At 37.8% G+C, this 22397-nt stretch carries 23 protein-coding genes and 2 pseudogenes; 21 read left to right on the top strand and 4 right to left on the bottom strand.

What is annotated here, in order from left to right; genetic code table 11:
- Positions 1-44 precede the first annotated feature (44 nt).
- From JOOMADRAFT_RS01840 to JOOMADRAFT_RS01800, 9 genes are all read left to right on the top strand, one after another.
- On the top strand, positions 45-836 hold the full coding sequence (locus JOOMADRAFT_RS01840) for a cation transporter (protein ID WP_008610951.1): 792 nt from the start codon (positions 45-47) through the stop codon (positions 834-836).
- A 44-nt stretch (positions 837-880) separates the two neighbouring features.
- Positions 881-1564, top strand: coding sequence for a lipoprotein signal peptidase (locus JOOMADRAFT_RS01835; RefSeq protein WP_008610950.1), 684 nt, complete (start codon positions 881-883; stop codon positions 1562-1564).
- Positions 1564-2562, top strand: a complete 999-nt coding sequence (locus JOOMADRAFT_RS01830; RefSeq protein WP_008610949.1) for a sodium:calcium antiporter — start codon at positions 1564-1566, stop codon at positions 2560-2562. Before JOOMADRAFT_RS01835 ends, JOOMADRAFT_RS01830 begins: the two co-directional genes overlap by 1 nt.
- Positions 2563-2574: 12 nt before the next feature.
- On the top strand, positions 2575-4506 hold the full coding sequence (locus JOOMADRAFT_RS01825; protein ID WP_008610948.1) for a heavy metal translocating P-type ATPase: 1932 nt from the start codon (positions 2575-2577) through the stop codon (positions 4504-4506).
- Between the two features lie 753 nt (positions 4507-5259).
- A complete protein-coding gene (locus JOOMADRAFT_RS01820; protein ID WP_008610947.1) occupies positions 5260-7212 on the top strand; it encodes an FTR1 family protein in 1953 nt (650 codons plus the stop codon).
- Between the two features lie 277 nt (positions 7213-7489).
- Positions 7490-8341 carry an RteC domain-containing protein gene (locus JOOMADRAFT_RS01815; RefSeq protein ID WP_008610946.1) on the top strand — a complete coding sequence of 284 codons (852 nt, stop codon included), beginning with the start codon at positions 7490-7492 and terminating at the stop codon, positions 8339-8341.
- A 293-nt stretch (positions 8342-8634) separates the two neighbouring features.
- The gene (locus JOOMADRAFT_RS01810) at positions 8635-8919 is read left to right on the top strand and encodes a helix-turn-helix domain-containing protein (protein ID WP_008610945.1); all 285 of its coding nucleotides are present in this window, start codon (positions 8635-8637) and stop codon (positions 8917-8919) included.
- 3 nt (positions 8920-8922) lie between these two features.
- Entirely contained in the window at positions 8923-9675 is a 753-nt protein-coding gene (locus tag JOOMADRAFT_RS01805; protein ID WP_008610944.1) for a hypothetical protein, read from the top strand.
- Positions 9659-10321 (top strand): ATPase, encoded by a 663-nt coding sequence (locus tag JOOMADRAFT_RS01800; protein ID WP_008610942.1) that lies wholly within the window; start codon positions 9659-9661, stop codon positions 10319-10321. The genes JOOMADRAFT_RS01805 and JOOMADRAFT_RS01800 overlap by 17 nt, the downstream gene beginning before the upstream one ends.
- A 17-nt stretch (positions 10322-10338) precedes the next feature.
- Here the strand turns inward: JOOMADRAFT_RS01800 and JOOMADRAFT_RS19800 are convergent, their stop codons facing one another.
- The 4 genes from JOOMADRAFT_RS19800 to JOOMADRAFT_RS01785 all read right to left on the bottom strand — a co-directional run bounded on the left by JOOMADRAFT_RS19800 (position 10339) and on the right by JOOMADRAFT_RS01785 (position 12384).
- Positions 10339-10545: a GDCCVxC domain-containing (seleno)protein gene (locus JOOMADRAFT_RS19800; protein ID WP_008610941.1), complete on the bottom strand. Its 207-nt coding sequence runs from the start codon at positions 10543-10545 to the stop codon at positions 10339-10341.
- The gene (merTP, locus tag JOOMADRAFT_RS01795) at positions 10545-11147 is read right to left on the bottom strand and encodes a mercuric transport protein MerTP (RefSeq protein WP_008610940.1); all 603 of its coding nucleotides are present in this window, start codon (positions 11145-11147) and stop codon (positions 10545-10547) included. The genes JOOMADRAFT_RS19800 and merTP overlap by 1 nt, the downstream gene beginning before the upstream one ends.
- Before the next feature lie 12 nt (positions 11148-11159).
- Entirely contained in the window at positions 11160-11531 is a 372-nt protein-coding gene (locus JOOMADRAFT_RS01790) for an ArsR/SmtB family transcription factor (RefSeq protein ID WP_008610939.1), read from the bottom strand.
- Positions 11532-11742: 211 nt separating this feature from the next.
- Entirely contained in the window at positions 11743-12384 is a 642-nt protein-coding gene (locus tag JOOMADRAFT_RS01785; protein WP_008610938.1) for an N-acetylmuramoyl-L-alanine amidase family protein, read from the bottom strand.
- A 189-nt stretch (positions 12385-12573) separates the two neighbouring features.
- Here JOOMADRAFT_RS01785 and JOOMADRAFT_RS01780 point away from each other — a divergent pair, with 189 nt between their 5' ends.
- From JOOMADRAFT_RS01780 to JOOMADRAFT_RS01725, 12 genes and pseudogenes are all read left to right on the top strand, one after another.
- Positions 12574-12861, top strand: a complete 288-nt coding sequence (locus JOOMADRAFT_RS01780; protein ID WP_008610937.1) for a hypothetical protein — start codon at positions 12574-12576, stop codon at positions 12859-12861.
- Positions 12862-13146 (top strand): hypothetical protein, encoded by a 285-nt coding sequence (locus JOOMADRAFT_RS19795; protein WP_031427462.1) that lies wholly within the window; start codon positions 12862-12864, stop codon positions 13144-13146.
- On the top strand, positions 13133-15535 hold the full coding sequence (locus JOOMADRAFT_RS01770) for a TraG family conjugative transposon ATPase (RefSeq protein ID WP_008610936.1): 2403 nt from the start codon (positions 13133-13135) through the stop codon (positions 15533-15535). Before JOOMADRAFT_RS19795 ends, JOOMADRAFT_RS01770 begins: the two co-directional genes overlap by 14 nt.
- A 4-nt stretch (positions 15536-15539) precedes the next feature.
- The gene (locus JOOMADRAFT_RS01765) at positions 15540-16115 is read left to right on the top strand and encodes a hypothetical protein (protein ID WP_008610935.1); all 576 of its coding nucleotides are present in this window, start codon (positions 15540-15542) and stop codon (positions 16113-16115) included.
- A 2-nt stretch (positions 16116-16117) separates the two neighbouring features.
- Positions 16118-16627: pseudogene (locus JOOMADRAFT_RS01760) on the top strand (hypothetical protein); the annotation flags it as partial.
- A gap of 136 nt (positions 16628-16763) precedes the next feature.
- Complete coding sequence (gene istA / locus JOOMADRAFT_RS01755; protein ID WP_245547639.1) at positions 16764-18173, top strand: IS21 family transposase; 1410 nt, start codon at positions 16764-16766, stop codon at positions 18171-18173.
- Positions 18174-18324: 151 nt separating this feature from the next.
- Positions 18325-19053 carry an IS21-like element helper ATPase IstB gene (istB, locus tag JOOMADRAFT_RS01750; protein ID WP_008610934.1) on the top strand — a complete coding sequence of 243 codons (729 nt, stop codon included), beginning with the start codon at positions 18325-18327 and terminating at the stop codon, positions 19051-19053.
- Between the two features lie 103 nt (positions 19054-19156).
- Positions 19157-19513, top strand: a pseudogene (locus JOOMADRAFT_RS01745) (hypothetical protein); the annotation flags it as partial.
- Between the two features lie 11 nt (positions 19514-19524).
- The gene (locus JOOMADRAFT_RS01740; RefSeq protein ID WP_008610933.1) at positions 19525-20139 is read left to right on the top strand and encodes a conjugal transfer protein TraK; all 615 of its coding nucleotides are present in this window, start codon (positions 19525-19527) and stop codon (positions 20137-20139) included.
- 59 nt (positions 20140-20198) lie between these two features.
- On the top strand, positions 20199-21128 hold the full coding sequence (gene traM / locus JOOMADRAFT_RS01735) for a conjugative transposon protein TraM (RefSeq protein WP_008610932.1): 930 nt from the start codon (positions 20199-20201) through the stop codon (positions 21126-21128).
- Positions 21129-21158: 30 nt separating this feature from the next.
- A complete protein-coding gene (locus JOOMADRAFT_RS01730; protein ID WP_008610931.1) occupies positions 21159-22016 on the top strand; it encodes a DUF4138 domain-containing protein in 858 nt (285 codons plus the stop codon).
- 7 nt (positions 22017-22023) lie between these two features.
- Positions 22024-22389 (top strand): hypothetical protein, encoded by a 366-nt coding sequence (locus JOOMADRAFT_RS01725; RefSeq protein ID WP_008610930.1) that lies wholly within the window; start codon positions 22024-22026, stop codon positions 22387-22389.
- Positions 22390-22397 lie beyond the last annotated feature (8 nt).

Genomic DNA, 22397 nt, shown 5'->3' with positions numbered 1-22397 from the left:
AGCAAAAAGAATCATTAAATAAAATTATCTAGTAACAAATAATAATGAAAAAAAGCACTTTTATAATAACTAAAATGGACTGCCCTTCAGAAGAGCAGATGATTCGAATGAAGTTGGAGTCTTATGCTCAAGTAAAACACTTGGATTTTGATATTCCCAATAGAAAATTAGAAATATATCACGTGGACGGTGTTAAAGCAATACAAACGTCTATAGCCAGCTTAAAACTTGGGGATTCCTTTGAGGGAACCACAGAAGCCGAAACACCCGTAATGGAAGACCAATCCAAACAAAAAAGAATCCTTTGGTGGGTCTTGGGCATCAACTTTGGATTTTTCGTTATCGAAATGACCACAGGTTGGATTTCCTCTTCTATGGGACTTGTGGCGGATTCCTTGGATATGCTGGCAGATTCCATCGTATATGCGTTGAGCCTATTCGCAGTAGGTGGTGCCATTTCAAGAAAAAAGAAGGTGGCAAAATTCAGCGGATACTTTCAGATGGCATTGGCAACACTTGGGTTTGCAGAGGTCTTGCGAAGGTTTTTCAGCGATACAGAAACACCTTTGTTCCAATGGATGATCATTGTTTCAATTTTTGCCCTACTGGGGAATCTTATTTCGCTTTGGTTGATAAACAAGGCTAAAAGTAAGGAGGCGCATATGCAGGCCAGTGCCATTTTTACGTCCAATGATATTATTGTAAACGGTGGGGTTATAGTGGCAGGGGTACTGGTCTATTTTCTGAATAGCAAATGGCCCGATTTGGTGATTGGCGGCATCGTCTTCACGTTTGTAATGCGGGGCGCCATAAGAATTTTAAAATTATCTAAATAATGCAAATATATGTTGCACAAGACGTTGGGAAACAATAGGAAATTATGAATAAAAGTAGTGTAGCATTATTGATTTTACTGTTGTTGGCAATAGACCAGACCATAAAGATTTATGTGAAGACCCATTTTTATTATGGTGAGGAGTACTACGTATTTGGCCTGGATTGGTTTCGCTTGCATTTTTTGGAAAATCCCGGAATGGCCTGGGGCTTTAAGTTTGGGGAGGGATATCTGGCCAAGCTTGTTTTGATCCTATTTCGGCTGGCCGCCATTGTTTGGGGGACTTTTTATATCAAAAAGATGATACGTGAAGGATATGCAAAGGTTTTTGTAATCTGTGCAGCATTTATATACGCAGGTGCATTGGGTAATTTGATTGACGGTGCATTTTACGGACTGATCTTTGAAAAAAGTGATCCCGCACTTCGCAACATTGCAGAAATATTCCCCTCGGGCGGTGGTTATGCCGGATTCTTAAATGGTAATGTAGTCGATATGTGGTTCTTTCCAATTATAGATACAAGGCTTCCGGAATGGCTGCCATTATGGGGAGGCAATGAATTTACTTTTTTCGACCCTGTATTTAATACCGCAGATGTTTGGATTAGCACGGGAGTGATTTTGCTCCTGATCTTTCAAAACAAACAACGAAAGGTCCAGAAAAGATCGAATATGAAAAAGTTGAAATATACCGATGGTAACAGAACAATAATAAACAACAATTATTAATGGACGTCTGGTTATGGATATTAGTATTGGGGGTAGCAGCTTGGGCGGCACACTGGGGTGCGGACCAACTCTTGACGCCTTTAAAGATGCTCCGCAAACAATGGGGCCTGACCGCTTCAGCAGGTGCAGCATTCCTTGCCATTGTAACCGCTAGCCCCGAGGTAGCTGTAAACGTTACCAGTGCAGCCCGGGGCGTATCCGATATTGGTCTAGGTAATCTATTGGGCTCAAATATCATTTCCATTCCGTTAATGGTTACCATAGCGTATTTCGCTTCACGGAAACGATTCAAGAACAATGAGAAACATCAAAAACACCTCGATAAAAATATTCTTGTGCTGAATAAACGATCTATTTCTGTCCTTTCCCTGCCTTATCTGGGGATTATCGCCCTTGTCGCTCTTTTGACTTTGCCCAAAGCCTGGCGAGGACTTCAGCCTGTGGATGGGTGGATTATGCTCGCTGCCTACGCAGTTTTCTTGGCCCACGCCATCATAAAAGGCCGGAAAAAGGGCAAAAATGTAGAATGGGACAAAAAACAGATTTGGTTATCTGTTGCAGGAGCCTTGGCGATAGCGGTAGGAGCTTTTTTTATTGTAAAGGCCACTGAAAATATTGTTTCGACCCTGAATATTTCTGAAATCGTTGGCGGATTGTTCATCACGGGTATAATGACCACCGCGCCTGAAATATTCAAGACCTGGAGCGTGGTGAAAGGAGGCGAAGTAACGGCAGGCACCACCAGTGTTATCGCAGATAATGCGGTTACGATGACGGTAGCCTTTTTCCCATTGGCACTGGTAACCACCCCTATCGAAGATTTTCAGTTGTTCTGGGCGAACCTTGCCTTCGTTGGGCTGATGCCGCTTTTGTATTCCCTTTTTGTCCATCAAAGCAAGGAACTTCACGGTTTTAGCAGATGGCAGATATTCGTTTTCGATGCAGCCTATATCGTCTATCTATTAATAATGGTATTTTTTGTTCTAAAACTATTTTAAAATAAAACATATATGAAAAAGAAAAAACTAAATTTAAGAGACCTCAACGATACATCAATTGAAAATAAGGTTTCAGCACAACTGAGTATTAAGGAATATATCCCTTCCATCTTCAGTTTTGTATTGCTTATAGTAGGTATTGCGGTTGATTATTTTGACGCCTTCCCATTTTTTAAAAGTTGGGTGCGAATCGTTTGGTATGCGGTAGCCTACATCCCCGTTGGTTTTCCTGTTATAAAAGAGGGATGGGAAAGTATCAAGGACGGTGATTTCTTTACCGAATTTTTCCTAATGTCCATCGCAACCCTGGGGGCGTTCGCCATTGGGGAATACCCTGAAGGCGTTGCGGTAATGCTTTTCTATGCCGTAGGTGAGCTCTTCCAAAACGCAGCTGTAAAACGAGCAAAGGGTAATATAAAGGCGCTGCTTGATGTACGCCCTAATGAGGCCGTGGTGTATCGAAACGGCGATTATGTTTCCGTCAATCCCGAGACCGTGGAAATTGGAGAAAAAATACAAGTGCGCGTAGGCGAAAAGATTCCTTTAGATGGCAAATTACTATCCGAAAAAGCATCGGTCAATACCGCAGCGATTACGGGGGAAAGCAAACCCGACACCATTGCCAAAGGAGACAAGGTTTTTGCCGGGAGCATCAATCTAGAAGGTGTTATAGAAGTGGAAACCACCAAAGAATTCAAGGACAGTTCCATTGCCCGTATTCTCGATATGGTACAAAATGCTACCGCAAGAAAATCAAAGACGGAACTGTTTATAAGGAAATTTGCACGCATCTATACTCCTATCGTAGTTTTTTTAGCGGTATGCTTAACGTTTTTACCTTATTTTTTTGTGGACGATTACGTGTTTCAGGATTGGTTATACCGAGCCTTGATTTTTCTGGTAATTTCTTGTCCCTGTGCATTGGTCATTTCCATTCCCCTAGGTTATTTCGGTGGATTGGGTGCCGCATCCCGTAACGGTATACTTTTCAAGGGCGCATCTTTTTTGGATGCAATGACCCAAGTGAATACGATAGTAATGGACAAAACCGGAACCGTTACCCACGGGGTCTTTAAAATAAAGGAAATTAAACCCATAACATTAGAAAAGGCAACGTTTATGAAGTACCTGATGGCGATGGAAGAACAATCCACACATCCCATTGCGAAGGCGATATTGGAATATAAAGCGGACGGTTCGGATTATGAGGCGACCGATGTTTCGGAAGTAGCCGGAAAGGGCTTGAAAGGGATGGTCAACGGAAAAACAGTACTTGTAGGTAACAAAGCTTTGATGACCTCAAACGGTATTGAAGTTCCATCAGAAACGGACGCTATTGTTGAATCCATTGTAATGGTAGCCATTGATGGAAAATTTGCAGGTTATGTAACCATAGCCGATGAACTGAAGGAAGATGCGCACGAAGCCATTGAACAAATACGTCAAGCAGGAATTCGACAACTTATAATGCTTTCGGGCGACAAGGATTCAATTACACAGCAAGTGGCAAACGAAATGGGAATCGATTGGGCAAAAGGAGGGCTTTTACCGGAAGATAAATTGAATGAAGTGGAAACTTTAAAAAAACGCCCGGACAGCAAGATTGCCTTTATTGGCGATGGCATTAACGATGCCCCGGTTTTGGCAATAAGTGATGTAGGCATTGCAATGGGTGGTTTGGGCAGCGATGTGGCCATTGAAACGGCGGATGTCATTATCCAGACCGACCAACCCTCTAAAATAGCAAGGGCAATAAAAATAGGCCGGTCTACAAGACGCATTGTCTGGCAGAATATTGGTTTGGCTTTCGGTGTAAAAATCATTGTTATGATTTTGGGCGCAATGGGGATGGCTACAATGTGGGAAGCAGTTTTTGCAGATGTTGGAGTAGCCTTCCTTGCCATACTCAATGCCATTCGACTACAGAAAATGAAATGGGACTAATTTAAAATTGGAAGAAGCATATAAAGAATAAAATGTCTCAAAATCGTAGAAATAGAAGGCAAAGAAAAAGGAATGAAAAATCCCTAAAAAGTACTATGACAACAAAAGACAGATTGTACGGCATCCTAGCACTTGTCGGAATCTTTTCTATAGTACTTATAATTTATTTTTTCGATGCCATTTTCTACTTTTTTTACCTGCTTTTTTCGGATTGATACTATTCAAAGGATTTTTAATTTATCTAATACTGTGGGGAGTTGAAAATATAGTGTTTAACTAGTTCATTTATATAGATGACATCGCCTTCCTCTTAATAATTGAAATTTTTTAAGGTTCAGGGATTGTCCCTATTGCCAGTTGAAAAGTGTCTTGATTACTCGAAATCAAATTATGTCATTAAACAGAAGAATAAGAAGAAGGGAGAAAAGGTCTAAGAGTAAAATAACCAAAAGAGACAAGTTATGGGCAATTATGGCCCTAATTGGAATTTTTATCGCAGCCCTTCTCTTGTTTCATTTCTTTATAAAAGATTTGGTATATGGATAAAATCTGAAAATTGGTGCCTTGGTTAAAAGATTTAAAATTAGGTGCATAATGTTTTAAGAATCTCCATATCATATAAGATTGATTACTTAATAAAGTAACTCAGTATTGATATATTGACCGCACCTTTTGCGAAAGGATTTGTTTTAAAGCGTATCTTTATATTTATTTAGTCTAAATAATATTAATGATTTTTATAATAATTTTTTTATGTTACAACACAGGCGTTATATAAGTATTTTTCTAATAAGCTTCATTGCCTTATTAAGCTCGAACATCTATGCCGGCACGGTCAAAGATGACTCGAATATTCAGACCATTATACATTTATTGGATTATCTATCAAAAGATTATCCAGCAGCGGTTAAAGATGGTGTTATAGTTAACGAAGGTGAATACCTTGAAATGAAGGAATTTAGTGAAACCATACTCTCACTAAGCCAAAATCTGGAGCTCTCCTTAACGCAGGCAAACCAGATACAGAGCGACTTGATTGATTTGAGAGCATATGTACTAAACAAGGTTTCCCATCAAAAAATAAAAGAGGTCACTTCAAAGGTCAAGTGGGCTATTATCAATTTTACGGAATTTGAAATTAGCCCACCTAATTGGCCAAATATTGATAATGGAAAGAAACTATTCCTGACCAATTGCATTCAATGTCACGGAGCAAGCGGTAATGGACAGGGCAAACTAGCTATGGGCCTAAATCCGGCGCCTACCAATTTCTTAATCGATACCCTTATGCGTGAGGTTTCCCCCTTTCAGGCTTATAACACCATCAAACTTGGTGTAGAAGGAACTGCAATGCAAAGTTTCGGTATGTTGAGCGATAAAGAAGTATGGGATCTTTCCTTTTATATCAAATCCCTGAGGTTTAATGCCTCTTCTGCAGATTCGCTTGGGCTAAAGGAAATATTTAACAAAATCTCTAATGAAGTTTCCTTAAAAGATGTGGCTACTCTATCCGATAAGGAATTGATTCAAAAGTTGGGCTACGAAGATTCCGTTACTTATAAAAAATTGAAAGCTCTAAGAATTTTTTCTCTCGAAAAGGCCTCGACCGACAATAGTCTTGTTGTTGCCAGAAATTACCTGAACGCTGTTCTGTTAGATTATAAGGCGGGCAATAAAAAATCGGCACGTCAAAATGCCCTGAATGCATATCTCGAAGGTATTGAACCGGTAGAAGTACGATTGAAAGCCAACGACCCAGAATTCACCTCACAACTAGAGCAGCAAATGATGGCGGTTAGACAAGCTATAGAGAGCTCTAAAAGTATCTCCACGGTACAAGCTGAAATCGCTGATGCGGTATCAATGATAGACCGTGCGGACCAATTGATGAGGGATACGAAGCTCAACTATTGGCTTTCCTTTTTCTTGGCAGCATCTATTATGTTGCGCGAGGGGCTTGAAGCATTCCTTATCATTGCCCTGATCCTGGCTTTAATAAAAACTTCCGGCACTAAAAAAGCACTCCCGTATGTACACGGCGGGTGGATTATGGCCATTCTAACAGGTATCGCAGGATGGTTCCTGTCAGATTGGATAATCGGTATTAGTGGTAAGAACCGTGAGATTATGGAGGGATTGATTTCTTTAGTAGCGGTAATAGTGCTGGCATTTGTTGGGTTTTGGCTGCATAATCATTCCCATTCAAAAAAGTGGAAAGAATTTATAGAAAAAAAGATAGGCAAACAACTAAGAGGGGAAAAAATGTTTGGATTGGCCGTATTTTCCTTTATGGTTGTATTTAGGGAAGCCTTTGAATCCATCCTTTTCTTACAGGCCATTAGCTTAGAGACCAAAACTGGTGATGGGTCTTCCATAGGTTTGGGCGTGATTGCTGCTTTTGGACTGATAGCATTGCTTGCAGTGATTTTTGTAAAATATTCCAAAAGAATTCCGGTAAGGCAACTTTTTAGATATTCGGCTTGGGTAATAACCTTACTTGCGATAATATTAATTGGAAAAGGGGTTCACGCTGTCCAAGAGGCAGGCTGGGTATCAGTCACTAGTTTCCCTATTTCCCTTAAGATAGATTGGTTGGGCGTGTATCCTACAAATGAAACTCTAATGGCACAAGTGGTCTTGTTAGGGTTTCTTTTACTGTTGTATTATGTTAGCAATCATAGAAATAGGGCTATTCAAGTCAAATAAGAGATGCGTAGAGTTGAGTTCCTCAAACTTTTACAGGCTTGAATATAATGTAATAATAAACCTAACGAATTAAAAAGCCTAATAATGGTAATAAAGTAACATTTATAGAGCGTGTATTTTAACTAGTCTCTCTTTATGACACCAAATGATTTAGGTGTTTTGTATTAAGTCGTTTTGGAAACGATGTTAAGATGCAAAATGCGATTTCTTAAACCCCAAAATTACAGTTGTCAATAATGTGGGTTTTATTTTATTAACATTTAAACCCAGATTAAATTTGGAAAAAGATTTACTTAAAATAATAGAAGATTTCAAAAATGAAATATTAGAAATAGAGGAGTCCAACGTTAATGATTTCAATGTAGTTGAAAAGGGAATTACAATCTCAAGGAAATATTTACAAAAACTTCGGCTATGTATTAGAGATAATAAATTCAAAAATAAAGAAAATGAAATAACATTTTTCAAAAAGCACAAGCCGTATGTTTATAGCAGGTTGAAATTCTATGCTAAACTGTATAATTTTTTGATTAATCGCCCGGCGGGAACGATTCAATCTCAACAGATCTTTATAGACGAAGAAATTCAAAAACTTCAAGAAAGTAACCGCCGGAATATCGACTTTATTAAATATTACCGGGAGGAATCTACGGTTTTAGATGAATTTTACTTTATAAGAGGTAAAGATAAAATTAGTCTGGTTTCGGACACTTCCCATTTCTATACTGATGCTGAATTTTCTACAAGTCACGATAACGCAATTGCTAAAATTATGGCCTATGACCTCTTAATAAATCACTACGTTCAGGAATTAAGTTATTTAAGAGATCAGTCCTACGGTATTTCAAATAAACTAAACACTTTAGCCAATGGTGAGCGCCTTGGCTGGACGGCTTCAAAAACTGACCTGATTGAATTGATTTATGCCTTACAGGCTTCTGGAGCGATAAAAAGCGGTACAGCTGGTATTAAAGAAATGGCTTCAGCTTGTGAAGATATTTTTGAACTTAATCTTGGTAACGTTTATAGAACTTTTCTCGAAATAAGAGAACGGAAAATCGACCAAACCAAGTTTATTGATAGACTAAAAGCAACACTTTTAAGGCGAATGGAAGAAACGGACGGTTGATATTTTCATTTTTAAAAATGTTAAATTTCTTCCCAAGTTGGGTCTTACTTGTGAAAAAATAAAATTAATTTTATCTATTATCATTTGGCATAGATGATTTAAAGTGACACCTCTAAATCAAACCAATTTAAACCATTGAAAATGAGCAAATAAAAACACCCTACTTGGGTACAACTTGGGATTAAAATCCAATAAACCATCCCAAATTTGTAGAACGAAAGTCAAATCAGGTCAGGGACTATCAAATTAGTTGAAATCGATACGATAGTCCCTTTCTTTAAAACCGTTCTATTATGCCAGCAAATATTATTACCACCGACGACCTTCGAGAATTTAAAATGGAATTGCTCGATGACATCAAGAATCTTCTATCTAAACAAGCAACTGGAAAACTCAAGAAATATTTAAAATCTTCCGAGGTAATGGACTTGCTTCAAGTCAGTCCAGGTACATTACAGAATCTTCGCATCAATGGAACGTTGCCATACACAAAAGTTGGGGGCATTATCTACTATGATGCAGAGGAAATTCAAGATGTAATGAACTCAAATCGAGTGCAGCACAAGCAAAATTCTTAAAAGATGAACTATATAAAGCTACTAAATGCGGCTTTTGAAAAGTTCTTTTTTGATGACCGCCTCAATCCAACGCACATAAGCCTTTATATGGCACTGTTCCAAGAATGGAACAGTTGCCGCTTTATGGATGAATTTTATGTAAACCGTCGCGATTTGATGCGATGTGCTAAAATAGGTTCTAAGTCTACATATCACAGATGCATCGTCGAGTTAGATTCTTGGCAATACTTAACCTATTTCCCTTCCAACAATCCCTACAAAGGCAGCAAAATAAAGATGGCCATTATTGGGACAAGTGATGAACCGGTTGTGGGACAGTACAATCCCATATTAGAACAACTTGCGGAACAGTACCATCCCAGAGGTGTACCGCTTGAGGGACACCACCATCCCAAAAATGGACAGGTTGTGAACCAACACCGTCCCATAGATGGACAAGCATTGGTATCTAATACAAACAATATCAAACAAGAAAACTATATAAAACAACCAAAGGGCTGGCAGGCCGTTTTTATTTTTTTTGAAGAAAAAGGTTTTGATGCTGATGAAGCTAAAAAATTCTATGAGCATTACCAGACCAGAAATTGGCAAACTGGCGATGGCAAGGAAATCAGAGATTGGCGAGCCGTAGCCATCAACTGGATGGACAGAACCGAAATATTCGACGAGGAAAACAAACCAAACAAAAAACAAGCGTCCCAAATCAAGGACAACTTGCGAACCACTAAAAACAAAGATTATGGACAACCCCTCTAAAATAACCGAAGGTGGCGTGGAATATTCGCTCGGAAAATTTGATGGTAAAAGTGTGATCTATGATTTTCCAAAAATCTTGATTTACCTAAATGCCAAAGGCAAACTTTTGTTTGGCGAAAAGTTTAGGATATATGATGAAGACAAGGATATTTTGCTGAAGCTCTGTTCCTACTTCATCAAGGATAAAGACAACTGTGAGACTTATGGTATTGACATTGACAAAGGCATTCTACTTTCCGGACCCGTTGGCTGCGGCAAAACCAGTTTGATGAAATTGTTGCGCCATTTGGTTCCACTACAAAGACCTTACGAAATGATTCCCTGCCGGAATGTAACCTTCAGTTTCAACCATCTTGGGTTTAAAACGGTTGAAGAGTATGGTAATACCAAATTTTACTGTTTTGATGATTTAGGTGTGGAACCATCTGGTAGATTCTACGGAAAGGATTTGAACGTAATGGGCGAAGTGCTCTTATCCCGATACGAGCTTTACTTACAAACCAAACACAAAATCAAGACGCACGCCACAACCAATCTCAATGCTGAAGAACTGGAAGAACGCTATGGTAATCGTGTGCGTAGCCGAATGCGAGAACTTTTTAATTTGATTGCTTTTGATACTAAAGCTGGGGATAAACGGAAGTGAATTTAAGGTATGGCTTTTTAACAACAATTTTTATTTTCTTGAATCGGCGGACAAGCCACAGTACCATAAGAACAGAATACACAACAATCCCCTTCTTTTGGTTTCAGAACAGTTTTGCAATTCTCACATTCATAAAAGAATTGACAGGCGGTGGTTGGCATTTCTTCAGCCTTTTTGTGGCCGCATTCTGGACAGGTAATCGTAGATTTTAATTGAATCTTCATTATTCTATTATTTTGTACCCCGTGCTTTCTATAGCTTTTCGGATTGTGGGCAAATCGGTTTTGGTCTTGTCAAATTCCACTATGGTATTAGCATTTTCGTAGCTGGCTTTGATAGAAATAATTCCGTCCAATTTATTGACTTCGCTTTCTACGTGTGCCTCACAACCTGCACAGGTCATTCCAGCGACTTCAAAAGTCTGTTTTTTGATATTGGATTGAGAGACATAGACGATATCCTTGGCGGGCTGTGCATAAAATAGATTGGAATAGTACGGGAAGGCCAGCATCAATGCGGCGAATAGTGTTACTATCAATAAGAACCGTTTGGATTGCCAAAACGATGGTTTCGCATCATCTTCACAGGCGCAATCTATTTCTTCCTGTGTTTTCGGTCGTAGTTTCTGGTACCAGGCAAAGACCAAAACAATAATGGTCAAGCCGATAAGATAGGGTCTAAATGGCTCGACCCAAGAGAATGTAGATGCAATTCCGCTTGTTCCAGCAATTAATGCCAAGACAGGGGTTATACAACATATTGATGCTGCAACTGCGGTAAAAATGCCGGTATAGGCCGCGGTATTTGAAGTTTTATTCGGTGCCATAATGTAAACTTTCTAAGCTGTTTTCTTTCTTGCTGAAATTGAATTGAAAATTCCATTCAAAACATTGTCCTCACTCTTTACCAGCGAATAATACAATGTTTGCCCTTCACGTCTCGATGTAATAATTCCCGCATCCTTCATTTTACGGATATGTTGGGATACGGCAGGAACACTCATTTCAAGAATGTCAGCAATATCGCAAGGACACAGTTCATTCTCTATGTTCAATAGAAATAGAATTTTCAGTCGTACCTCGCTTCCCGCAAGAGACAAAATTTTGCTTATTGCTTCTAAGCTACCTGAAGAATTCTCTATGGTTTCCTTACATCTCGATATTTGCTTCTTGTCTGCTTCGTTCCGTGTACAGGTTATTTCCAAGCTCATCTTTTTTGATTTAAAGTGGCCACAAATATATCATTATTATATTATTTAAGCAAATACTTAAATACACTATTGAATAAATTGTTTTTTATAATGTGTAGATAATAAACTTAGGTAATCTAACTTCTAAAGGATTTGTACAGTAAAATAACTTCTGAAACACATTGTAAAACAATGTCCTTCAAGCTCTTCGTTAACTCTAAAAAAATATCTTTCATAATTCTATTGATTTTTGAATGGATAATAATATCGATAGTGCGATACGCTCAATATTGTGGTTGTCTGAGATATAGCTTTCTTCATCCCAATTGGATAAAAAGCCCAATTCTATTAATATGGCAGTACAATAATCTGCTGTTTCCCTTAGCACCTGAAAGTTCGCAAACTTCACACCTCTGCTATCATAGCCTATTGCTTCACAAAGTGCACTTTCAATTTGATAGCCCATAAAAACCGATGCTTTTGAGAATTTTTCTTGTTTTCTTGAAGCGTAAACTTCAATACCTCTTGCATCCGGATTATCGGAATGATTGCAATGCAAAGACACAAACAAATCAGCATTTAAGGCTTTGGTCAGTTTAGTCCTGTCCGATAATGATATTAAAGTGTCTTTATACCTGGTCAAATAAATATCGAGTGGTTTTTCCAAGTCGTCATTTAACTTTAAAATCTCATTTGCAATCGATAAAACCACATCTTTTTCTTGAATGTCATTTATACCAATTGCACCAGCATCTTTTCCGCCGTGTCCAACGTCAATTATTATTCGTTTTTGAGCAGTCGATTCTTGTCCAAAAATGAAGCACATTTTTAGAACCAAAATCACAAAACTGACGTTTTTGAGCAGATTTTTCATTTTCAATTTTTGGGTTATCAACAACTTCCCTTCAAAAATCCATAGGATTTGATGCCAAATAATAGCAACGGAATTCAAACAATATCAAATAATATTTTATTCACAATTATTTGATTTTCAGTTATTTAAGTTCAAATATATGTAAATTTCCAATAACGAAAATGAACCAAAAATTTAAACTGTTCCGTTATGAAAAAATCACACTATTTAGCATCCATTCTTTCGCTCTTATCCACTTCGCTTTTTGCTCAAATTGGTGGCATTGAAGATTCAGTTAACGATGTAGGCGACACTATCCGAACTATTTTTCCAATACTTCTCGGTGTAATCTTCCTTGTAGGTTTCCTGTTTAACGCAGGACATTTTTTTGGGGAAAATGCAGATTTAAAAAAGGGGATTACCCGAGTTTTAGTATTTGTATTGATTGCAGGTGCAGTAGTCGGAATCTTTACTTACCTAATAGGAATCGTTGTATAAATGAAACGGTTCGAAGTCTATAAAAACATCAGGAAAAGGGCGGTCATTTTTGGGCTGCCCATTTCCCTGTTTGCTTTGATGATGGTTTCTATTTTGGCTTCGTTGCTCATCATCATCTTCTCTTTCAGCTTTGGGATAATAATAGGTGTGTTGGTTTTCAACGCTTCCCTTTATGTGGCGCTGACGAGAATAGCCCACAATCCACAACTATTCCAAATGGCTAAGGCTTTTCCAAAAATCATTAGTAACAAAAGAAATTCTGGCTTCGATTATGAACAAGATTAACCTTTCGGCATATCAACCCATCGTAGATATTCAGGACAATATCGTATTTGCCAATAATGGCAATGTTATTTTGTGCTACAAAGGAAATCTGCCGGAAATATACTCGTTGTCTGAAAAGGATTTTGAAGATATGCACGGTGCTTGGTTTCAGGCATTAAAGTCTTTGCCAGTTGGTACTGTGGTTCATAAACAGGATATCTACTTGAAGAAATCCTATTCTTCAGAACAACTTCCGAATTCCACCTTTTTGGAAAAAGCTACCCACGAGCATTTTAAAGGTCGTGGACATATCGAGCACAGCTGCTATTTGTTCTTCATATTGACCAAAAATAAGGCACTCAACAATCCGAAATACGTCAACCCTTTCAGAAAAGTTTCAAAAGGAATCGTACAGGAACTGGATGACAATATTAAAAGCTTTGTAAACTCGGTTAGCGATTCGGTTTCCTTCATCAATAATAGCCGAAAGATGGATTTTGTTTCGCTTAAAGCGGAAGAGATACAGCAACTAACAAGTGCCTATTTCAATGGCTTTAATGAAGGCTACGATACCGATATTTTACTGGACAAAAAAAGCGTCAATATTGGCGAAAACCATTTTGATGCCCTGGCCATCAACAGCGAACTGTGCTTTGGCGAAAGTGTACAGAGTAGCAAAACCAATGAGAAATTCACTTCTGACGATTTTGTGTTTCATCAAGGGTTTATTGATGGCTTAGGGCTTACGCTTAACGAGAATCACATTGTCAATCAGATTTTGTATCTGGATGACAAACAGAAATGGCGTAAACTGCTCGATAAGAAGATTGAGGAACTCAACAAAAGTTCAAATTTCGGTTCGCAGAATAAAGTGGTGCTTGGCAAAATCCAGCACATTCTTGACCAAATCAATGCCGATGATAATGCACGAATCATCCGTGGTCATCTCAATATTGTCTATTGGGCGAAAGAAGCTAAAGAGCTCGACAAAATAACTTCAAAAATAAAGACCGAATTTAAGGAATTGGATATCATACCATACTATCCAAGAGGCGAAGAACGTAAGAATTATATCCTAAACAGTTACTGCTGTTTTTCGTCCAATTTCTCGAACAACGATTTGTATGTAACGGATTTAAAACACGCGCTTTGCCTGTTCATCAATAACACCAATTACAAAAGCGATCCTACCGGAATCATCTTCAACGACCGTGAGCATAACATTCCTGTTTTAAAGGATGTTTGGGATGAAAAAAAGAAACGAATTAAAGCAAGGAACTTTGCCATTTTTGCACCAACGGGCGAAGGCAAATCGTTTTTGGCCAATAACATATTACGTCAGTATTTTGAAAGTGGCGTTCGCTTGGTCATCATAGACCTCGGTGGATCCTACACCAAGTTTGCCAAACTCTACCCTGAAAAATATACGGTGCTTCGCTACGAAAGCGGAAAGAACTTGGGCATCAATCCATTTTACATCAGTCATCAAGATGACTTAACACCAGAGCGATTGGAAGACTTATCCGTTTTCCTATTTGAACTCTTTGCTTCAGATTTAAAAGTTACGAAAGCACAATCGGTTTCCGTTAAAAAGATACTGCGCCATTATTATGATAGTACTTCTGAAAATCACTCGTTAGATGGTTTTTACAGCTTTATAGAAAAGAGCCAAGAAAATCTACTTGACACTCTTAAAATCCATCCCGACTACTTCAATGTCACGAGCTTCTTGCACGTAATGTCCGAATATGTCGGCGATGGTCTATATAGCTTTCTTTTTGAAGTAAGCGAAGACCAGACTTATAAAATCGAAGACAAACGCTTGATTGTCTTTGAACTGGATGAAGTAAAGGATAACAAAGAAATCCTATCCGTGATGTTGAAGCTGATTAAGTCAGCCATCCAAAGAACCATTTGGAAGAACAGAGCTGAAAAGGGAATCATCCTTTTTGATGAGTTTGCCAAGCAATTGAAGTTTGAAAACGTATTGGAAAGTGTAGAATTCTACTATCAAGCCATACGTAAACAAAACGGTGCTATTGGGATTATACTTCAATCCATAAACCAATTACCAAACAATTCAACTTCTGCGAGTATTCTTGAAAACACGCAAGTCATCTACAGCCTTAACAATGAAAAAGGCTATGATGAATTGGTCAAAAGACTCAACCTTTCCAGCCACGACCTTAACCAACTGAAATCCATCAAGAACAATCTTTCAGGACCACGGAAGTACACCGAAATGTTTATCAAGATAGGTAGAGAAAGTAACATCTTTCGGCTCGAAGTTCCGAAGGAAGTATATGCCGCTTATTTGACCGATGGACAGGAAAATGAAGAAATAATGAAGCTCTACAACGAGCATCACGATATGCAAAAAGCAATAATTCAATTCACATCTAAAACATAATATTATGAAGACAAAAATTTTAATTCTCGCAACGGCATTCATCTTTTTATTGCCCGCACGCGCTGCGTGCCAGGGAATGCCCACTTATGACAATACCAATTTTATCAGCTTGGTAAAACAGCTGATAGAATCTGGAAAACAGACAGCACAAATGATTAAGTCTGTAAAATTCCTAAAAGATGCAAAAGAGGCAATAGAGAAAGTATCAAGCGTTGTTGAGCAACTGAGAGCAGTTGAGGAAATTGGACAGAATAATCAGCGCCTTATCAACGTAATGCAAAATGATTTACAGGATATTTTGAATTCGCCCTACATCAAACCAGATGAAGTTTCAAGGGTTGTAGAATCATTTGACGCCATAGTACAAAACTCGTTGGACACAGTAGATTTTATTGATGAAGTCCTATCCAGCGATTACCTAAAAATGAGTGATGCCGAACGTGCTGAAATCCTGAAAGCAAAAGAACAGGAATCCAAGCAAATGGTTTCCAACATCACTACAAAAACAAAACGCTATCGTGACATTATTTCTTTTAGAAAAATGCAGGATAAAGTCAATAATAGAGAAACCGAATACTAAAAATGACTGCGACCATTCTCTTAGGAATTGGACTGGAATACATCGATACCGTCTTCCAGACCATACAGGCCAGCGACTTTTCGCAATACACGATTGCGGGAATGAAAACGCTCGCTGTCCTGTTCTTTCTGGTCAACATCCTCAAAAAATACAATGAAGGCATTGCAGATAAGGATGGCTACACTTGGGGATTGAGTCCAGGCGAACTCGCCAAGAATTTTGCCATTGTCATTTTGGTCATTTTCTCAACGCAAGTATTAGGCTTTTTCGATGGCATCTTAGTAGCCATTGAAGGACAATATCGAGGAACTGCACCAGCCTTATTGCCATTGCAAATGCAGGACATTCCCATTGAAGAGGACGTGAGTATCATCGAGGTTGCCCAAGCTGCTATGACGCTTTTATATGAAGCTTTGGTTACACCGCTTTACGGATTCAAAATATTTGCATTCATCATTAGCTTGTTCCTCTGGATATTAGATTTATTCATTTATCTGGAAATTCTTGCCAAACTGACCCATGTAATCCTGCGAAAGTGACCCACTGAATCCTATTTAAAGTGACCCGGGTATTCCTGTCTAAATTGACCCACCTCTAGAAAGAGCATGTATTAAATAACTTGTATGGTTATAATCAAGAAAAATAACCATGGCAAACATACATTTAGACATGCGAAAAATCAAACAACTATATCGTTTACATACTCAAGGAGTTAGTAAGCGGAGCATCAGTAAACAACTTGGTATATCCAGGAATACTGTTCGCAAATACATCGAATTATTACTAAAGAGCAAGCTTACAAGTGAAGAGGTTGATAAGCTTGGTTTTGAAGATTTACGTATATTATTGCATATTGATGAGACCCACATAACGACTCGTCATGAGTATGTTTTTAAGTTATACCCAGAGGTAAGCAAACGCCTTAAAAAGGTTGGAGTTACTCGTTACATGATCTGGGAGGACTATTATCAAAATAAAAAGGTATTTATCTCTTATTCTAGATTTTGTCATTTGTATAGAGTTTGGTCTCGTACTCAAAATCCAGTCATGCGATTTAACCATAAGGCTGGGGATAAAATGTTTGTGGACTTCACAGGAAAGAAATTAGCTATCATAGATCCCGCTACTGGTTTACTAAAAGAAATGGAAGTATTTATTGCTGTACTAGGAGCAAGCGGCTATACCTATGTAGAAGCTTGTCGTTCACAAAAACGAGAGGATTTTATTGGGTGCATAGTAGGTGCATTACATTTTTTCGGAGGCGTTCCTAGAGCAATAGTAACTGATAACTTAAAGTCAGCTGTTACAAAAAGTAGCAAGTATGAGCCTATCCTTAATGAGAGTTTATTGGCTATGGCAACTCATTATGATACCACGATACTTCCAACAAGAACCTATCGTCCAAGAGATAAGGCACTAGTAGAAAATGCTGTAAAGATTATCTACACAAGAGTTTTTGCTCCATTAAATGGGAATGATTATTATACCTTAAGTGCTTTAAATGAAGCTGTATTAGAACTCACGGGGAAGCATAATAAAATTAACTTTCAAGCAAGGGACTGTTCTAGGTTAGATTTATTTACATCTTTGGAGCAAGAAGAATTATTGCCATTGCCTACAGATAAATATCAACTACGTGCCTACCTAATGGGAACAGTATATAAGACCTCTCATATCCACATTAATAAAGATAAGCATTATTACAGCGTTCCTTATCGTTATATAGGAAAGAAGGTTCGCATCATTTATACAAAAGACACCGTTGAAATTTACTATAAGCAAAAACGGATTGCTGTTCATAAAAGAGGCTTAAAACGTCATGGTTACACTACCGATAGCGAGCATATGCCTTCAACACATCGTTATGTAGCTGATTGGAATCCTGACACCTTTTTAAATTGGGCTGAAGGTATTGGAGGCCATTGTAAAACTTTCATCACTTTATTATTAGGAAAAAGACAACATCCTGAACAATCCTATAAATCTTGTGCTGGTGTATTAGGGCTAGCTAAAAAGTTGGGAATGAACGTCTTGATAATGCTTGTAAACGAGCTTTAGATTATGAACGCATCAATTATCAAAGTGTTAAAAGTATTCTTGAAAAAGGATTGGATTTTATACAGGAAGATACCAATACAGAATCTACAATCCCTAAGCATGGAAACATCAGAGGGGGCGATTATTATAAATAATTAAATCATTATAAATTATGAATGACCAAACATTACAACAAATGAAACAACTAAGGCTATATGGCATGCATAGAGCCTTTACGACAACACTAGAAGCAAATCATCTAGCATATACTAATGATGAGCTAGTAGCGTATTTATTACAATCTGAATGGGATGATAAACACAATAGAAAAATAGAACGATTAACCAAAGCAGCCAAGTTTAGATATAAAGCTTCTGTAGAAGAGATATCTTTTGAATCCAGCCGAATGATTGACAAAAACCTATTAATTAGGTTCACATCGTGCGAGTTTATTAAAAACAAGGAAAACATACTCATTACAGGAAGCACAGGTGTTGGTAAAAGCTTTATTGCCTCAGCTATTGGATACCAAGCTTGTTCTCTAGGGTATAAAGTCAAATATTACAATATCAATAAGCTTTTTGCTAAACTCAAACTAGCTAAAGCAGACGGTTCATACATGAAAGAAATCGATAGAATAGAAAAACAGGATTTGCTCATTCTTGATGATTTTGGACTTCAAGAACTTGATACTAATAAAAGACAAGCTTTTATGGAAATCATCGAAGACAGACATGGAAAACGTGCTACTATCATAGCCTCACAACTACCAATTATGGGATGGCATCAAATTATCGGAGAACAAACTATTGCTGATGCTATTTTAGATCGACTGGTACATGCAGCACATAGAGTGGAACTTAAAGGTGAATCCATGAGAAAAAAAAGAAAAAAACAATGATAAATTTTATATTTTTATAAGCACAAAACTGCTCTTTTTAGAACCTGTTTTACTATGCTCAATTTAAACAGGAATGGGTGGGTCAACTTTACAGGAATTTACAATTTATCCATTGTTTTTGGCAGAACGCTTTTTTCTACTCGGAATAATGCAAACTTTTTTTCCCTTGGTCATTAGCCTTGCAGTCTTTGAAAAGTTCCGTTCGTTAGCTTACACATTCTTCAAGCTTTATGCTGCGGTCTATATGTTAGTACCTGCTTTCTTTTTAGTAAACGTCTTTGTGAATGCACTCTACACGGAAATCAACACCAATTTTTGGGTCAATTTGTTTGGAATCGATACAGGTCAAGCCTTTTTTGCACCTGTGGTTCAATTAGGTTCGGTAGGGTTTATTGTTTTCTTGAAGTTCAAACTGTATAAACGCGCCACATCTTTTACACTCAGACTATTTACCAACTAAATCCATTCAGAATGAAAACACCTTATAAGAATATTTACAATGTCCTAAAGTTGAATAGGTTTATCGTTTTAGCAGTCGTAGTGTTTGCTTTTTTGGCTAGCACATTGTCGGTTTGGATGGCATTTACTACCCATAAAAGTGCGCTAAACAATGCCTTTGCAATCAATACCGACGGTAGCATCATTCCGCTAAAACTCGTTACCCAAAAAGAAAATTTCAGGGTTGAAGCTTTGGCGCATTTAGAGTTGTTCCATACTTATTTCTACAATATCGATGCGAGTAACTATGAACGCAATTTAGAAAAAGCGCTTTGGTTGGGTAACAGTTCCATTGACAACCTTTATCGTCAGAAGAAAGCTGATGGTGTTTATAATCGACTCTTACAATACTCCTTGGTTCAAAAAGTGTTGAGTATCGATTCAAGAATAATTGAAAATAATGGTTCATATAGTTTTACCACGACGACCATTTTTGAAATCAATAGAGGTTCCATAATTGACACCTACGAACTGGTTTCAACTGGAAACCTCATTATGGTCAATCGAAACTTTCCGAACAATCCACACGGATTATTGATAACCGATTATTTTGAAAACACCTTAAAAAAACTGAACAATGAAAATTGAGCCGACCCGCCTGCCGTCGTGCAGGTAATCGGCATTTAAAAACAAATAAATATCAACAGATGAGAGTAGAAAAGAACAAAATAGTATTTGCAGCGGTTTTGGCAGTAATCTTCATTTTCCTGATATCATACTCTATAATGGTTATGGGCGATGATGAAAGTGAAAATGAAAACCTTGAACAGACCTTGATACCCGATTTGGAAGAAAATCAAAAAGAATACGATTCCAAACTGGATGCCATCAATGATTTAAAGGAAGTACGTGAAAACAATGCACCGAGCATCTATGATGAAAAACTGATTGATTCCCTTGGCTTTTATGATGCAGATTTGCCTCAACGTGAAAAAGAACGTATCGTGGATAGCATTTATTCCGCAGGAAAAATCAAATATTCTGATTTGACTTATCAGAATATTGGTTCAAGAAAAACAATTCGCAAAAAAGTAAAAGAGGTAGATTCCACTGAAATTAAAAGAGAACAAAAGATTGAAGCCAAAGAATTAGGCTTGGAACATCAATTGTTCTTTGCTGCTTCGCCAAAACCAAACGACATTTCCATTATCGGGAATACGGATGAAACAATCTATGTGGTCGTCGATGGCGACCAAGTAGTAAAAGCAAACTCCAGATTAAGAATGCGGCTTACCAAGGCTGCTATGATTAACAATAAGCAAATGCCAAAAAACACGCTCGTTTTTGGGTTTATCAGTTTTCAGCCCAATCGTGCTTTAATAGAAATTGAAAATATCAAACACCATCCCACTAAACTCAAAGCCTTCGATTTACAGGATGGTAGCGAGGGCATCTATGTAGAAAACAATTTTAGGGCAGAGATAACAACGGAAGTCCTGGACGATGTTATAGGCGATATTAATATTCCAAGTGTTCCTGAAGTTGGCGGAATCACAAAAATCCTCAAACGTAAAAACCGAAGTGTGAAAGTGACCGTGCTGAACAATTATAAACTTATTCTAAAACCAAAACTATGAGCCATCTCGGGTTCTTAAAAATTCACTATTATGAAAAAATATATCATAACTTCATTATTACTAGCTGTTTCCACATTTGCACCTCGAATTTGCTTCGCGCAGGTTACAGCACAAGACACAATTGTAATTGATACCATATATGCGAATGACACTAAAAATGTTGCGCTGTTTTTTCCAGAGCCCATTCGCCAGGGAATAACCGGTGCAGAAAATTTTATATTTACCTACAATCGTGAAAAAGAGCAGTATTTCGGGCTTCTTCAAGCAAAGCCTGGGAAAGAAAGCAATCTTCTGATAGTCAATAGAGATGGTTCAATTTTTTCGTATATTGTAAGGTATAAAGCGCAGCTATTAAAATTCAATTATTTTATTCCGAAGTCAAGTAGTATCGGGAATGAAAGACCAATATTGAATGATTCTATTTCTGTTGTTACTGCTGAAAGCAATGTTGATAACAGGGATTATTATTACCAGAAATTCAGTTCCTATCTTCTTGAGAGAAAGCAGCGTGTAGGTAGGATTAAAAAGAGAACCGAAGGTATAGTTTTGAGCGTTGAGAACATTGTTTTTGATACGGAAGAACTTTACTTTGTCATCCAGATTAAGAATAATTCTACGTTGGATTATGATTTGAATTTCTTAAAACTCTCTGTTGAAACAAGACAGAAGGGGAAAAAGAAATCGTTACAACGACTGTATCAAGAACCGATTTTCAAACATAATATGCCTTCTAAAATCACAGAAAACGAAACGGTTCGGTTTGTTTATGTCTTGCCGAAGTTTTCGCTATCCAATGACCGCAGAGCAATTTTTGAACTGCACGAAAAAGATGGCGAACGTAATATTGAACTGAAAATATCACATAGTTATATCAATAACCCAAATTAGTAACGTTATGAAAAATTTAGTCATTTGCTCGCTCATATTGTTGTTCTTCTCGTGTTCAGAAAAAAAGAACCTTTCCCCTTCTGAAACCGCTAAAGTTGTTGCCGAAAGTTTTTATCACGGTGATGAAGCTACCTTGAAAAAATTTACCACTTCGGAAGGCTATGCAAACCTTTCAAGCATTCAAGCAATGTTTACTGAAGATAAAGATTCAGAAGCTAATTTTAAAGTGGTGGATGAGGCTATGGATGGCGTGGTGGCTTGGGTAAAATATTCAACAGCTTATGACCCAAAACCGGGTGTTTTTAAACTGGTTCAAAAAGATGGCCAATGGAAGGTAACCCATAATGGACCGAGGGATAAAGGGCCTTTTTAAGATAAACA

Source organism: Galbibacter orientalis DSM 19592, from assembly GCF_000260115.1.
Taxonomy (GTDB): domain Bacteria; phylum Bacteroidota; class Bacteroidia; order Flavobacteriales; family Flavobacteriaceae; genus Galbibacter; species Galbibacter orientalis.
Note: the sequence above shows the minus strand (reverse complement) of the source record. Positions and strands in the feature narration are given on the sequence as shown.

Bases quoted from the DNA above. Each gene is read 5' to 3' on its own strand.
- JOOMADRAFT_RS01840 (WP_008610951.1), top strand. From the start codon at position 45: ATGAAAAAAAGCACTTTTATAATAACTAAAATGGACTGCCCTTCAGAA.
- JOOMADRAFT_RS01835 (WP_008610950.1), top strand. From the start codon at position 881: ATGAATAAAAGTAGTGTAGCATTATTGATTTTACTGTTGTTGGCAATA.
- JOOMADRAFT_RS01830 (WP_008610949.1), top strand. From the start codon at position 1,564: ATGGACGTCTGGTTATGGATATTAGTATTGGGGGTAGCAGCTTGGGCG.
- JOOMADRAFT_RS01825 (WP_008610948.1), top strand. From the start codon at position 2,575: ATGAAAAAGAAAAAACTAAATTTAAGAGACCTCAACGATACATCAATT.
- JOOMADRAFT_RS01820 (WP_008610947.1), top strand. From the start codon at position 5,260: ATGTTACAACACAGGCGTTATATAAGTATTTTTCTAATAAGCTTCATT.
- JOOMADRAFT_RS01810 (WP_008610945.1), top strand. From the start codon at position 8,635: ATGCCAGCAAATATTATTACCACCGACGACCTTCGAGAATTTAAAATG.
- JOOMADRAFT_RS01805 (WP_008610944.1), top strand. From the start codon at position 8,923: ATGAACTATATAAAGCTACTAAATGCGGCTTTTGAAAAGTTCTTTTTT.
- JOOMADRAFT_RS01800 (WP_008610942.1), top strand. From the start codon at position 9,659: ATGGACAACCCCTCTAAAATAACCGAAGGTGGCGTGGAATATTCGCTC.
- JOOMADRAFT_RS19800 (WP_008610941.1), bottom strand. From the start codon at position 10,545: ATGAAGATTCAATTAAAATCTACGATTACCTGTCCAGAATGCGGCCAC.
- merTP (WP_008610940.1), bottom strand. From the start codon at position 11,147: ATGGCACCGAATAAAACTTCAAATACCGCGGCCTATACCGGCATTTTT.
- JOOMADRAFT_RS01790 (WP_008610939.1), bottom strand. From the start codon at position 11,531: ATGAGCTTGGAAATAACCTGTACACGGAACGAAGCAGACAAGAAGCAA.
- JOOMADRAFT_RS01785 (WP_008610938.1), bottom strand. From the start codon at position 12,384: ATGAAAAATCTGCTCAAAAACGTCAGTTTTGTGATTTTGGTTCTAAAA.
- JOOMADRAFT_RS01780 (WP_008610937.1), top strand. From the start codon at position 12,574: ATGAAAAAATCACACTATTTAGCATCCATTCTTTCGCTCTTATCCACT.
- JOOMADRAFT_RS19795 (WP_031427462.1), top strand. From the start codon at position 12,862: ATGAAACGGTTCGAAGTCTATAAAAACATCAGGAAAAGGGCGGTCATT.
- JOOMADRAFT_RS01770 (WP_008610936.1), top strand. From the start codon at position 13,133: ATGAACAAGATTAACCTTTCGGCATATCAACCCATCGTAGATATTCAG.
- JOOMADRAFT_RS01765 (WP_008610935.1), top strand. From the start codon at position 15,540: ATGAAGACAAAAATTTTAATTCTCGCAACGGCATTCATCTTTTTATTG.
- istA (WP_245547639.1), top strand. From the start codon at position 16,764: ATGGCAAACATACATTTAGACATGCGAAAAATCAAACAACTATATCGT.
- istB (WP_008610934.1), top strand. From the start codon at position 18,325: ATGAATGACCAAACATTACAACAAATGAAACAACTAAGGCTATATGGC.
- JOOMADRAFT_RS01740 (WP_008610933.1), top strand. From the start codon at position 19,525: ATGAAAACACCTTATAAGAATATTTACAATGTCCTAAAGTTGAATAGG.
- traM (WP_008610932.1), top strand. From the start codon at position 20,199: ATGAGAGTAGAAAAGAACAAAATAGTATTTGCAGCGGTTTTGGCAGTA.
- JOOMADRAFT_RS01730 (WP_008610931.1), top strand. From the start codon at position 21,159: ATGAAAAAATATATCATAACTTCATTATTACTAGCTGTTTCCACATTT.
- JOOMADRAFT_RS01725 (WP_008610930.1), top strand. From the start codon at position 22,024: ATGAAAAATTTAGTCATTTGCTCGCTCATATTGTTGTTCTTCTCGTGT.